General features: G+C 41.9%; 11 protein-coding genes. 5 read left to right on the top strand and 6 right to left on the bottom strand.

The annotated features are described in order from the left end of the window. Positions 1-31: 31 nt before the first annotated feature. Entirely contained in the window at positions 32-1,138 is a 1,107-nt protein-coding gene (locus AVL57_RS01680; RefSeq protein ID WP_376738711.1) for a sugar phosphate isomerase/epimerase family protein, read from the bottom strand. A gap of 15 nt (positions 1,139-1,153) precedes the next feature. Beyond that, positions 1,154-2,317 (bottom strand): Gfo/Idh/MocA family protein, encoded by a 1,164-nt coding sequence (locus tag AVL57_RS01675; RefSeq protein WP_171008972.1) that lies wholly within the window; start codon positions 2,315-2,317, stop codon positions 1,154-1,156. A gap of 378 nt (positions 2,318-2,695) precedes the next feature. Here AVL57_RS01675 and AVL57_RS01670 point away from each other — a divergent pair, with 378 nt between their 5' ends. The 3 genes from AVL57_RS01670 (at position 2,696) to AVL57_RS01660 (ending at position 5,037) form a co-directional block, all read left to right on the top strand. After that, positions 2,696-3,703: a LacI family DNA-binding transcriptional regulator gene (locus AVL57_RS01670; protein ID WP_057794482.1), complete on the top strand. Its 1,008-nt coding sequence runs from the start codon at positions 2,696-2,698 to the stop codon at positions 3,701-3,703. A gap of 31 nt (positions 3,704-3,734) precedes the next feature. Further along, on the top strand, positions 3,735-4,616 hold the full coding sequence (locus AVL57_RS01665; protein ID WP_057794484.1) for a sugar phosphate isomerase/epimerase family protein: 882 nt from the start codon (positions 3,735-3,737) through the stop codon (positions 4,614-4,616). A 97-nt stretch (positions 4,617-4,713) separates the two neighbouring features. After that, positions 4,714-5,037 carry a DUF3392 family protein gene (locus tag AVL57_RS01660; RefSeq protein ID WP_057794494.1) on the top strand — a complete coding sequence of 108 codons (324 nt, stop codon included), beginning with the start codon at positions 4,714-4,716 and terminating at the stop codon, positions 5,035-5,037. Between the two features lie 58 nt (positions 5,038-5,095). Here the strand turns inward: AVL57_RS01660 and AVL57_RS01655 are convergent, their stop codons facing one another. From AVL57_RS01655 to AVL57_RS01645, 3 genes are all read right to left on the bottom strand, one after another. Continuing rightward, positions 5,096-6,715: a polysaccharide lyase family 7 protein gene (locus AVL57_RS01655; RefSeq protein WP_057794496.1), complete on the bottom strand. Its 1,620-nt coding sequence runs from the start codon at positions 6,713-6,715 to the stop codon at positions 5,096-5,098. 497 nt (positions 6,716-7,212) lie between these two features. Next, positions 7,213-7,380 (bottom strand): helix-turn-helix domain-containing protein, encoded by a 168-nt coding sequence (locus AVL57_RS21480; protein WP_082605068.1) that lies wholly within the window; start codon positions 7,378-7,380, stop codon positions 7,213-7,215. 817 nt (positions 7,381-8,197) lie between these two features. Next, positions 8,198-12,079, bottom strand: a complete 3,882-nt coding sequence (locus tag AVL57_RS01645; protein ID WP_057794500.1) for a hybrid sensor histidine kinase/response regulator transcription factor — start codon at positions 12,077-12,079, stop codon at positions 8,198-8,200. A 104-nt stretch (positions 12,080-12,183) separates the two neighbouring features. On the opposite strand from AVL57_RS01645, the gene AVL57_RS21150 reads away from it, so the two are divergent. Next, positions 12,184-12,378, top strand: coding sequence for a hypothetical protein (locus AVL57_RS21150; protein ID WP_138118157.1), 195 nt, complete (start codon positions 12,184-12,186; stop codon positions 12,376-12,378). Here AVL57_RS21150 and AVL57_RS01640 read toward each other — a convergent pair. Beyond that, a complete protein-coding gene (locus AVL57_RS01640; protein WP_057794502.1) occupies positions 12,337-12,840 on the bottom strand; it encodes an HAD family hydrolase in 504 nt (167 codons plus the stop codon). The two genes, AVL57_RS21150 and AVL57_RS01640, sit on opposite strands and share 42 nt — an antisense overlap. Before the next feature lie 310 nt (positions 12,841-13,150). Between AVL57_RS01640 and AVL57_RS01635 the strand changes: the two genes are divergently transcribed. Further along, complete coding sequence (locus AVL57_RS01635; protein ID WP_057794504.1) at positions 13,151-14,029, top strand: DMT family transporter; 879 nt, start codon at positions 13,151-13,153, stop codon at positions 14,027-14,029. Positions 14,030-14,047 lie beyond the last annotated feature (18 nt).

The following is a 14,047-nucleotide window of genomic DNA, read 5'->3' as shown; positions in this document are numbered from 1 at the left end:
ATTATTATTATCCTGTGTCAGCGGGAAAGCGTTATTCGCTTATGCCCAAAATGCGGTTGTTTTTTGTTTCACTTACTTCGCCACCGGCGAAATCATCGAACGCGTAGCGCGTTGGCTGAATAATATGCTGGGCAATGAAAGGCGCACCTTCAGCCGCACCTTGGGCAGAATCTTTCAAGCAGCATTCCCATTCAAGCACTGCCCATCCGCTAAACCCATACTGAGTAAGCTTGCTGAAAATGCCTTTGAAATCGACTTGCCCATCGCCAAGAGAACGAAAGCGACCTGGGCGATCTTTCCAATCTTGGTAACCACCGTAAACGCCACTTCTGCCGTTGGGATTGAACTCGGCATCTTTCACATGGAACATTTTTATACGGCTGTGGTATCTGTCGATAAAGTCGAGATAGTCGAGCTGCTGCAGCACAAAGTGACTAGGGTCGAACAAAATATTGGCACGAGGATGGTTATCTACCGCGGCTAAAAACATTTCAAAGGTAGCACCATCATGCAAATCTTCACCTGGGTGAATTTCATAACATACGTCTACACCCGCATCATCGAAGGCATCTAAAATAGGTAACCAACGCTTAGCTAATTCGGCAAACCCTTGCTCTACTAACCCGGCAGGACGTTGCGGCCATGGGTACACTAAATGCCACATTAAGGCACCCGAGAAGGTAGCGTGGGCGCTTAGTCCTAAGCGCTTACTGGCAATAGCGGCACACTTAAGCTGGTTTACCGCCCATTCGGTACGTGCTTTTGGGTTGCCGTGCAAATGTGCTGGTGCGAAGTTATCAAATAGCTCATCGTAAGCAGGATGTACCGCCACCAATTGCCCCTGCAAGTGCGTTGATAGCTCGGTAATTTCTACGCCCGCCGCCCTACAGGTAGCGGCTATTTCGTCACAGTATTCTTGGCTTTCTGCTGCTTTTTCTAAATCGAAAAGCGCCGGATCCGTAGGCACTTGAATGCCTTTATACCCCAATGAAGCTGCCCACTTGGCCATGTTTTCAAGTGTATCGAAGGGCGCTTCTTTACCCATAAATTGGGCTAAAAAGACGGCAGGGCCTTTAATTGGCATAGCTTCTTTGGCTGGTTGTTCGTTTGCTTTCTGTTCTTTTGCTTGTTGTTCCATTGCCATATGCTCCACTTATTCTGTGCCAACTGGGCTGACGGTTTCCCACTTAGTATCACTGTCGCTACTGGCCAACATGGCATCAATAAACGCCATGCCGCGAAGACCGGATTTAATGCCAGGTACACCGTTTGCTTTGCTGCTTGTATGGTTTGAATCGCCACGAACCGCTTTGGCAAAATCGTTATATAAATTTGCCATGGCTTCTAGGTAACCTTCGGGGTGTCCGCCTGGAATACGGCAACGATTAACAGCTTCATCACACAACCCGGGTTGCCCTAGTCCAGCACGGAATACTTGATATGGCTGGCCTATGGGGCGATACACCACAGAGTTCGGCTCCATTTGATGCCACTCTAATCCGCCTTTATCGCCATACACTTTTATCTTTAAGGCGTTTTCTTCACCTGCGCACACTTGGCTGGCAATCAACACACCAGTAGCACCTTTCTTGGTTTTAATCAGCGCTGCGCCATCGTCATCTAACTGTCTGTCATCAATGTGCGTATAAAGCTGACCACATAAGGCCGTAATAGCATCGTCTAAAACAAATTCAGCAAGTCCAAAAGCGTGGGTACCAATGTCGCCCATACAGCCGCTACCGCCAGCTAAACTTGGGTCGGTACGCCATTTAGCCTGTTTATTATGGGTTTCTTCATTTGCCGATAACCACCCTTGTGGGTACTCAACAAACACTTTACGAATGTTACCTAGCATGCCACTTTGAACCATATGACGCGCTTGCCACACCATGGGATAACCCAAATAGGTGTGCGCTAAGCCATATAATCTGTCGGTACTATGGAGTAAATCTTGTAAGTCTTTTACCTCGCCCAAGCCAACACCGGCGGGCTTTTCGCAGAATACATGAAAGCCAGCTTTTATTGCGGCCACTGAAATAGGTACGTGTAAATGATTCGGCGTAACAATAGAAACCACTTGCATGCGTTGCTGCTCTGGAAGCGCAGATTCTTTATCTAGCATGTCTTCCCACGAAGCATAAGTACGGCTGCGTTCAACGCCTAAACTATCGGCCGTGCTTTCATTATTGCCGGGGTCGCGACTAAAGGCGCCACATACCAAATCGTATTGACCATCTAACCCGAATGCGTTGCGATGAACCGCCCCAATAAATGCGCCTTCACCACCACCTATCATACCTAATCTTACTTTCTGCATTCTCGCCATGCTGCGTAGCTCCCGTTGTGGTGCAGTGCTTAACCAGTAAACTGTACTAGTATCAAGCTTACTCATTGCAAACTTGTTGCATTATTGTAACTATATTTAAAATGTAACGGATTACATTTTTGTCTGTCAATGTATTTGAGCGTTTTTTGTTAAACTTAAGTTTAAGAAGATAAGCCAAATAGTCTTAAAACAAACGTACTTTGCATTAAAACAGCGAATTGACGGGTTAAGACGCAAAAATCATTTACAAAAAATATACACTTAGCACTGGATTTTTTAAGAAAGATCCGTATTCTAAATTCCAAATGATATCGGTTACATTAATCTAATCTGTTCGCAAATGTGCGAATAAAAACAAGACACGAGTAAATGGCAAATATTAGAGACGTTGCTGATAGCGCTGGCGTATCGGTGGCAACAGTGTCTCGGGCACTTCAACAACCCGAGCGCGTTTCTCCAAAAACCCGTTCTAAAGTAATGACGGCGGTTGAGCTAGTGGGCTATAAGCCCAACTTAATGGCGGTAAAGTTTCGTTCTGGAAAAACCCACAACTTGGTTGTGTTGGTTCCCACGGTTGCGAATGTGTTTTTTGCGCGAGTGATTAGCGGCATGCAAGAAACGGCTGCCGAATTGGGCTACTCCATTTTACTGGCGAATACCTTAGGTAACCCCGATATTGAAAGCCATTACGCTAAAATGGTAAGCACGTCTCAGGCCGATGGATTAATTCAATTACGCGCATTGAACCCGCTAGATGACAGCATGATTAATGACAATGGCTTGTTGCCCATGGTAAATGCTTGTGAAGTTATTGATGAAGGTAGGTACCCTACCGTGGCACTTGATAACCGTGCCGCCGCCAAAGCCATGACCGAACACTTGTTAGCATTAGGCCATACCCGTATTGCCATGATTAAAGGCCCCCACTCTAGCCCACTCACTCAAGATAGATTGTCGGGTTATAAAGATGCTTTGAACGACGCCAATATTGCCTTTGACGACAGCCTGCTATTTCCTGGCGACTTCACGCTTCAAGCAGGCTATAACGCTGGCGTAACCATTGCCCAGCAAGCGCAAAGACCCACTGCCGTATTTTGTGAAAACGACGAAACAGCAATAGGTGCTATGCAAGCATTTAAACAAGCAGGCTTGCGTATACCTGAAGATATTTCAGTAGCGGGATTTGACGATATTGCCTTTTCGGCATTTTGCGATCCACCGTTAACCACGATTGCCCAGCCAGCCGAAGAGTTCGGCCGAACGGCAGTAAGCTTATTGATAGACGTCATTAACGGCAAAATTCGTAAAGCACCAAAAGTTATTATGCCGTTTGAACTCATTGCTAGGGGCAGCACTGGCCCAGCCCAGATTGTGTAATAGCGCATAATGGCGCGTTAAGGAGAATGTTATGATCACCCCTTCCACTTTCACCCGCAGGCAGTTTATTCGTGCCGCGGCATTAGGTGCAGGCTGCGCCGCTATACCCAGCGTACTTGCACATTCACATACAGCTAAGTCGTTAAACTCAAATGGTATGGCGAGCAACAGTATTGGATTACAGCTTTATACCCTGCGCGATATTATGAAAGTTAGCGTGCCAGCCACATTAAAATTAGTAAGTGCGGTGGGCTACAACGAACTTGAGTTCGCAGGCTACTTTGGTCATAGCGCTAAAGAAATTAGTACTATTTTAGACGGTGAAGGATTAACTGCCCCGTCTGCTCATATCCAGCTAGATGACTTTGATAATAACTTAGAGAAAGTGTTAGATGATGCTCAAACTGCAGGTCATAAATACCTTGTGGTGCCTTGGCTTAGCGAAGCGCAGCGCGGCGAGGGCATAGCGCCTTACAAAGCACTTGCTGAAAAACTTAACGTAATTGGTGAAGCCTGTAGTAAAGCCAATATTACATTGGCTTATCACAACCACGATTTTGAATTTGAAGTGCGTGATGGTGAAATACCGCTAGATGTACTTATTACTGAAACCGACTCTGATTTAGTATCTATGGAGCTAGATTTGTACTGGGCAGTTAAAGCCGGAAAAGACCCCGTAGATTACTTTAAGCAATATCCTGGGCGCTTCAAACTTTGGCACGTAAAAGATATGGCGACAGACGGAAGTTTTGCCGATGTGGGCACAGGTGTTATCGACTTTGAAACTATCTTCGCTCATGGCAATGTGGCCGGTATAGAACACAAATTTGTAGAGCGGGATCAAACCGGCGATCGTATTGCCACTATTGAACAAGGCTATAAAGCGGTAAGTATGCTAAACAGTACTTTGTAGCAAGACACTTTTAGCAAAGCGCTTTAGCAAAACCGTATATATCGTTATGATAACGCCACCTTTATGTTGTAGGTGTCGTTATCATGAGTAATGCCGTATGAACGAACTGTTCAGTGCCCTATCCCGCACGTTAAGCCCTTATTACGCCGAAATGAGCATCATGCTTATGGCCACCATTTTAGTGGTGTACGGCGATATTATTAATAGCCATATAAAGCGTATTTTAGCCCCCTATCATTTCATATTGCGGGTTAGCCTTTTTGTAGTGCTATGCGCCTTTGGTTATGGTGCATTAACCCTTTATGGTGCCCCTTTTCTGCATCACATCATTGCTTACCTACCTTGGAAATACCAAGGTGCAGGCTTCGTATTCGCTTTCATGTTTATTGGTTTTTTGGCCGAGCGTAGAAGATATATATAAAAAAAGCGAAGCCCACTGGCTTCGCTTTTCTATTTTAAATAGCATAATTAACTAGGCATTAATCTTCGTTACGAATGTAGTTAATGCTTGAAAAGGTAAGCAAGCTTTCCGTAATACCTTCACTGGCATAAAACGCAGCCCAGTCGTCTGAGTCATCTACGTCTTCCCTCGTTTCTGGATCTTGCGCTTGTAAGTAGTTACCAAATTTCAAGTAAGAATCTGTGCTGTCTTCAATGGTTCGAGAGAAAGACTCGCCAAACGCTGAAACCGTCACATAACCATGGTCGTTAATAACTCTAAAATCGAAATTTTGACCGCTTACCATAGTACCAAGCAACTGCTTGTCTTCACCGGAACCGTCTTCTCGTGCAAGGCGAACATACACATCAAAAATACCATTACTGGCAACGCTGTCACTTTCTACGCCAGCGTTAGTTGGTGTAAAACCGGTTTCGCTGGTGTCTGAAACATATAATTTCATAATGGTGCCTGTGTCGCTAGCATGGTGCTGGGCAACGATGGCTTTTGAACCGTCTGACATTTCCACTTTTATGTTTGCTTGGAAATCTTCAAACACGGCGGTCATTGCTACACGTTTTTCTTCTTTAATTTTAAGCTCGTGACGCCAGCCATTTCCGTTTGGCGTAACATGCTGTTCGCGTAAGGCGTCAAACTCCATGGTGTCGCCAACACGTGGGTCGGCACCTTCCATGTCCCAATCGCTCATATCAAAATTACCGGGAGTTGGTGTAGGCGTTGGATCAGGCGTGTTATCAGTATCTCCGCCGCAGCCGTAGATGTTGGTTTCCACAATGCTGTTCCACGTATTCGCCGAGTTCTCTAACCCAGTAATACGAACATAACGGGCATCAGAATCAGTAACATCATGGGTTTCATAACCAGAACTTGAACCGTTTGACGCACCTGAAAGTAACACGGCATTCCAGTTACTGTTATTGGTAGAAGTATGCACATCAAAGAACGAACTACGGGTATTCCCCTTAAACCATTTCACTTGCAATGCTTTTACTGTAGCCACTTCACCTAAATCGTAAGTAATCGTTTTGCCAGTGCCGTTGGAAGACCAACGAGACTCATCGGTTAAGTCGTTATCGATGGTATTTAGCGGCCCATGACCATCGTTAGTGCCATTGTCGGTTGCAGTACTAATGCTTAAGTTGTCATTCCCTGAACATGTGGAATTACCCGGCGGCGTTGTAGAGCCAGCACTTTCCAGCGTGAAATTGTCGAATCGACCTTCGCCGCCATAATAATTTGCATAAATTTTAACCGAAGTTGCAGAGCCTGAATTAAAGCTTACCGATACAGGTTCAAAATCGCTGCCACCACCGGTTCTATTAAACCGCGTGCCGTTAACATCGGCACCAACTTTACCAATACCTTTTACGTACGCCTGCAAGGTGTAGTCGGTGTTAGGTGTAACATCAACATATTGCTCTACTTTACCATTCGCACCGGAAATTTTAGCAGAGCTACTTCCTGCATAGGCGTTACCAGATACCGCGGAAGGGTCGGTATCGGTCCATCCATCGAACCCACTTTCAAACCCTGGGTTATCGATGGCTACCGAGGCTCCGTGTACAAACGAGGTGGTTGCTAAGGTAAGCGCGGTCCCCACTACAAAAGAGAGTGATGTTTTTCGTGTCCTGATGTTCATGCAATTTGTCCTGTAATTAATGGTTTGGTAAACCAATTAAAGTAATCGCAACAAAATAAGTTGTGACTAAAAACGAAATTCATTTTTCGATACAGGCTAGAAATACAGCTTACCAAAATGGTAATACCAATAATCCAACCCACATGTAAAATGATTAACCAAAAAACCAATAAGATCAATACAAATTATTAACAAAAACACTTACCAAAAAGTAATCTGATAGATTCAGGATTACTCGAAAGGGCAAAAATAAACAAAAAAGCAACTATAAATCATAGATATGATTGCATTCTTAAAATTAACAATCAAAAGGTAGAAATGAGAATTATTTATAATAAGCATTAACAAATGGGACCTAGTGGAAACGTTTACAAAGCAAAAAAGAGATAGAAAGAATGGCCAATAAAAACCAAATACATTACCAATAAGTGCAAAATTGGTTAATAAAATTAATGTATGCGCTTTAATCTGACTTTTTGTAGGAGGTATTTCGGTAATTAGACCTGATGCTCTGAACCGTGAGGCTCTACTAATGTGCTGGAATACTGTTTAGGTGGTATACCCATAATGCGCTTGAATGTGGTCGAAAAATAGGACGGTCCGGCAAAGCCTACGCTTATAGCGACCGAAATGACTGAAGCGCCATCGGCTAAGCCCCCACAAATTTGGAACGCCCTACTTTGCTTGTAAACTCAAAAAAAATGTCGTTGCTGAAAAGGCAAAAGAGACAAAGGAAGTAAAATAAAATACTTTTTCATCAAATTGATTTCGTTTTGTATTTTGAATAACTAAATTTTGTATGCTTGAAGATGTTGCAACGAGAATGAAGAAAATTGAATAAATGAACGAAAGTACGATAACTATAAAACGGTTCAATTTCATCCAAAAAATAATGACATCAGTTTGACTGAGTAGAACCGATATTCCGAATAACGCGCTCCACAAGACCATTAGTGAAAATAACACCGACTTTTTCAAACTTAAAATTGATTTTTTATTAGCACACATTACCCCTATCCATTATTACTTGTTGATTAAAATCTATGTTTAGTCCTTTTTGGATATATAAAAAGAACCATAGATAAAGGTCACAACCGTTGCTAATACAATCAGTGTTGTTCTAAGCCAGTCTATTGGTATAATCTTAACGACGGAAACTACCAATGCCCATAGCACCATAGCCCCTAAAACTTTAGGGTAGTGTCTATATCTATTTCTTCTATTCACGTTAAACCTTTAAACTAATATAAATTTATATGTACGGTAATTTAACACGCACTCTTAAGTGCTCTACTCGTCTATTAAATGGTTTGAAAAACCTAATCACATGTAAAACGCAGTCTACTTAAACCGCCTAATTTCAGCAGTATATAGTAAAACTTGTAAGAGTTTTTACTGGGTAAAAATTGTTAGTCAACTTGCCGATAAGCTGTAACGCTCGTGTGCTTTTAAATGACTTACTGGTGAAACAATTGCTGCTAATTAGACCTGATGTTCTGAACTGCGAGGCTCTACTAATGTGCTGGAATACTGTTTGGGTGGTATACCCATGATGCGTTTGAATGTGGTCGAAAAATAGGACGGTCCGGCAAAGCCTACGCTTATAGCGACCGAAATAACTGAGGCACCATTGGCTAGTAGCGCTTTGGATTTGTCTATTCTGAATCGCGAGAGAAACTCGCTGAAGTTGTAGTCAAATAGCTCTGAAAGCTTTCGGTTTAAACTTCTGGGGCTTATTAGCAATAAATCAGCAGCTTTATCCCTAGTAAAATATTCATCTTGATAATTTTTTTCTAAAACAGAGATAAAGTTAAGGTAAAAAGCCATATCTTTTTCTGACAAAAGTTCTGGCAATAAAATACAGCTGTCTTCGCTTTTATTCATGTCTGACGACGAGAGATTGTTTGATGGGGCTCGTTTTAATGCTACAAGATGCCTTACTCTGAGCATTAATTCTTCATCAGCGATAGGCTTAGTGAGCAAACAGTCTACATTCGCCTGTAAGGCTCTTTCTTTTGATTCATCATCTACTTTTGCCGTTAAAACAATGATGGGTAAATAATTTAAAGCATCAGTATCACGCAATTTTTCCACAAAGTTCAGCCCACTCATAACCGGCATCATAAGATCGGTTATGACTAGGTTAACTTTGTGAATCTGTAGAATATCTAGAGCCTGCTTTCCGTCTCTAGCCACAAGGCATTTGTAGGTCGAAGAGAATAACTTAAAAAGGTGATTACGAAGTTGACGGCTATCATCCACTAACAAGATAGCTGGCTTGTCTTCCCAATTACTATCAGTACTCTCATCTAAGTTTTGACTATTTAAAAGCTGTATATCATCTATGGGGAAAGTCGCTATAAACTTGGTGCCTTTGCCTAGCGCACTGTCGACAGATATTTCGCCCTGATTCATAGCCACCAACTCTTTAACTAAAGACAAACCAATTCCCTCGCCTGTGGCTTCTGGAGATGGATCTATCCTTTTGTAACGCTTAAAAATTTCTTGGTGGTTAGACTCATCGATGCCTTTCCCATTATCCCGAACGCTAAGTGTTAGATTATCTTCATCAAAAACCGCTGAAAATTTAATTATTCCATTGTTTTCGGTAAATTTAACCGCGTTAGTAATGAGGTTCCCGATAATCGACTCTAAGCTACCTTTTAAAAGTGAAATAGTGCCTGTGCCTCTTGTACTTACATCGAGTACTTGGCGCTTTGTTTTCACTAATGAGTCTAAACTTGAAGCTATAATTTTAATATCATCTACAGAGTACAACCTAAAGTTTTCTAGCGTTGAAGTACCCAGTTTGTCTACCGTGTTCACTTGATCTAATAAGTTTTCCATTCTTTGAACATTGTGGACTAACGCCGTGATATTGAGCTTTTCTTTCTCTGAATCACTTTTCTTCGAATTACCTAACTCGCTCATAATGAGTTGCAGTGGCGTGCGAAGCTCGTGCGAAACATTACTGAAAAGCCGAATTTTGTTTTGTGCTAATGCTTCTATTTTATTCTTATGCTCAGCACCGTACCTACCTAATACCTTCTGTACCAGTGAAGTGTTAATAACCATAGAGGCCACTAGTTTTAGATAGCCTTTTCGATATAAATAGACACACATAATCATAAGGATGGCATATAGAAAGTAGGCGTAGTGACTTAAGTAGAACGGTGGATTTATTTTGAAATGCAGAGAATTGATGGGGTAATCAAGGTTGCTATGGGGTGACTGTACCCGAGCTTGCAATTCAAAATTGCCATAGCCAATATCAGAAATAGCCAAATTCATACTTGATGCGTTATGAGTTTGCCAATCTTCAATATACCCGAGTATTCTAAATTCTAGTTTATGCTTGTAGCTTTCCACGTAACTATTTGATGCGACGCTGAAATCAAGTGTCTGATAGCCGCTACCGATGGTAAACGCAGAGTTCGAAAAAATAGGGTATAAGGAGTCTACCTCACCCTTCTCATTGAGCCATTCGGCTTTGAGGAAAGAAATTTTTGGTGCAACGTTTGCTTCACTCAAACTTTTGATTATTACTTTCTCATTGATGCTATAAGCGAATCTATCTCCTTCGATAACGATAGTATCATTTAGTTCGTGAATTCCCCCGAAATCAAAGTCGACATCCCAAATACCATTCTCGCTATCTAGTTGATACAAGTTGTCGTCACTTGTATCATAAAGAAAGAGTCCAATATTTGTAGTAAACCAGAAATTTCCATTGCTACTTAAAAGTCCCGCTCGAACAAATCTAATATCGGAATTATCTAGTAATTTACTTTTTGAAATGTCACCAGTAGTGCTATCTATTTCACTGAGCCCACTGCCAGAGGAGCACACCAAATAAGTATCGTTGAATTCTATGATGCAAGTGATTCTGCTCCAACCTGTCTCTGAGGGAGGCAACACCTTCCAATTAAACTTAGACAACTGAATATGTATGGAGCTGTTCACATCGAATCCCATTAGCTCGCCAGAAGACAATACAATAGAATCTTTTAGAAACGGGGGCGCATCAAATTCATCTAAAATTGAAGCGACATCAGCTAGATAATATTTCCATCCATCTTCCGTGAGAGCATATGCATAGTATTTATTGTCACTTAACTTGATAATGTGGTTGTAGGGGTTTGAGCAGAAACTCATTTCCCCTCTCTCTTTCAAATAAATTTCTTCAAATTTAATCTCGTAACCATCTAGACATTTCGCGGCTTTGGAAGTGTGGAGAGTTAACGAGCCATTTTTAGTTTGCAAAAAATAACTATTACTAGCATCTTTTATAAATGCAACTCCCTCCCTTGTTGTACCTGCTGATCTAATATTTTTTTGGTAGAGGACTTCATTGAAACTCAGATAGTTAACTGCCTTTTGAGAATCTGACAACGATATCAATCCCAATTGTGTTGATGCTAGAATCAACTCTCCGTTTCTTAACTTATTAATTGCTGCTATCGAGTGTATCGCATCTGATGTGATAATTGGATTCATCCAATCAATCGCTGTAATAGCACCCTCAATAACTTTGTATAGCCCGCCCGCAGCAATCCAGATATTATCTTCGTCAGCGATAAATATTTTGCTCAATGGCTTTCTTATTGTTAAAGCTGTATCAAAAGGATAGAAATTTTTCGTATTTTTTTGCTCATTTATTATGTAGATACCTTCAGGTCCGCCTACATACTGCTTGAAATCAAAATAAGAAATAGCAGTCAACTTTGATAATTTGGGATAATCTTTTGTCAAAGGACTGAGCTTCACACTCTGACCAGTCAAATCTATCTCTATATGGTACGTTTCTGAAATCGCGTGTACGCTAGTTTGATTTGCAGACACTAATGAATAGGCACCAGATAAAGATCTAGATGAAATTTCATCTGCCCAATTTTGTATTTCTCTCGTTGTTCTATTAACAACGTATATACCGTTAATTAATGAGATTACTAAATAGTCAGGCGTTACAACTAAATTCCAAACACTCTTTAAATCTGAGGAATCAGAAATAAACTGTTCTGATACTCCTGTCTTTAGGTTGTATTTAAAAACACCAACCCCGAATTCACTAACCCAAAGATAGCCTTGCTCATAAGCCACATCTGAAATTATGCCTGTTTCTAAATTAGACTGGTTATAATTTACTTTTTGAGACTCTTGTCCAACAATCTGAAAAACGCCATTTTCTGCGGCAAGGTATATAGCTTCATCAACAACCTCTATATCCCATATTACCCCTGCGGGAGTCCCGGCAAATACGCTACGCCCGTGGAAGCTTTCACTTCCGACTGATGCAAAAACATCGAAACCCAGTAACAAAACAATAACAATTGAGCCAAAAAACGAGCTCTTGACCCATTTCATTTATATGTCCCTATATTCATATTCAATGCTCATAGTTATTTATTATTCTGTAATTGCTGAACTAGCAATACCGATAAAAATTAATACTATAAGAGTAAAACACTATGAATATCGAACAAAAAACAAACATACAAGAGTTGAATGAGAAAGATTATACTAATGTCTATGGTGGAATGAGTTCTTTTGCGGCTTTTCCAGAGTTGGGTTATAAAATTGAACCAGAAAATCCAACTCCACCAGGCATAGGTCTAGACTCGCTAAACCAACAACCACTGCATACCGGCATTTTCGGCAGCTAATTGATCGTAAATAAAGTCACCCACATACAGGCAGTCTTCGGGTTGTAGCTGCCAGTGTTGGGCTATGTGTAACAGTGCTGTGGGGTCGGGCTTGGCTGGGGCATCTTCTCGGGTAAGTACAAACTCTATGGGAATACAATTATTAACTATTTTAATAGCGGTGGCTTCTCGACAATTGCGGGTCACAATAGCGATGGGCAAATTGTTTGCAAGTACCTTATCTACCATTTGCTTACCAAGGGGTAGCCATTTTGCATTTTGGGCATCAACTAATTCATGTTGCAGTATGGCGTAGTTGGCTTTCGCTTTTTCTTGTTCACACACCATATTGTCGATAAACGTAAGAATGTCTTCGTCTTGCGGGCAGCCTATGTCGGCTCTCATTTGCGAGAAGTTAAGGCTAGACTCAACCAAGGTACCATCTAAATCAAAAATAACGCCTTTAATACCGCTTAAATCCATTCTTTATACTCTTTTTGCCTTTAGTTTTTTACACGTGTTTTCATAGCCGGTTTTCGTAGCCAGTTTTGGTATCTGGCTTTTATAACTCGCTTCGGCAGCAAACTAATATTGCTCGTCTAGCATGGTTAATACTATTAGCGTGCAGATGCTTATTACCGTGCACAGGCTAAGATAGTGGCACAAGCGTGACTGTGTTTCCGTTAACTTTTAGTTAGTTAACCAATATTATCTAATATCTACTAACATACGCATTCACTTTCATTTAGCATAGCGGCTCTTTTTTCTAAGCTTCATATTTTATAGGTTACTAATGGGCGTATTCGCAGCACTAGGTACGGCACTTTGTTGGGCAATAGCCGCCCGTTTATTTAGGGGCACAGGTAACGCATTCTCGCCCCTTACCATGAATTTTTGGAAGGGCCTTATTTCTATCGCTATTTTGGCTGTGGTTATTGCCCTAGTGCAGCCAAACGCTTATGAAACCAATGCCGTGCTTTGGCTACTACTAAGTGGTTTCATTGGTATAGGTATTGGCGACACCTGCTTCTTTAAAGCTTTAAAATCGATTGGCGATAGCCAAGCGGTATTAGTAGCCGAAACCCTAGCGCCTTTATTTACTGCCCTTTTTGCTATGGCCTTTATTGGCGAATGGATAACCTGGCAACAATGGGTAGGTATTGCGGTAGTGCTATTGTCGGTCGACATGGTAATAAAATCGCGCAGGCGCAATACTACTCATGTATTTGCTACCTCTGGCTATATGTATGGCGTAGGTGCTGCTTTATGCCAGGCCGTAGGCGCAGTCGTTAGCCGTGACATTTTAGGCAGTGGTGATATAGATGCCGCCAGTGCTGCCTTCTTGCGCTTAGTTGGCGGTATGATTTTTGTAGTGCCGTTAATTGTCGTTACTCGCAGTAAATGGTTGCCGGTAATTGAATCCAACCAACGGGTTTGGCCTGCGTTTATACTGGCTACTTTATTAGGCACTACCGCCGCTATTTACCTTCAAATGTTTGCCTTTGCCTATGCCAAAGCTGCCGTGGTGCAAACCCTAATTGCCACCAGCGCCTTAATGTCGCTAGGCGTTGCGTGGGTGATGGGCGAAAAAGCTACGAAGGCTACGCTGATATGGTCGATTGTTGCGTTGGTGGGTGTGGGCATTTTGGTAAGCTTCGGTACGCCCTTGTAGTACAAGAAGGCGTTTTGG

This window comes from Alteromonas stellipolaris (assembly GCF_001562115.1).
Classification (GTDB): domain Bacteria; phylum Pseudomonadota; class Gammaproteobacteria; order Enterobacterales; family Alteromonadaceae; genus Alteromonas; species Alteromonas stellipolaris.
Note: the sequence above shows the minus strand (reverse complement) of the source record. Positions and strands in the feature narration are given on the sequence as shown.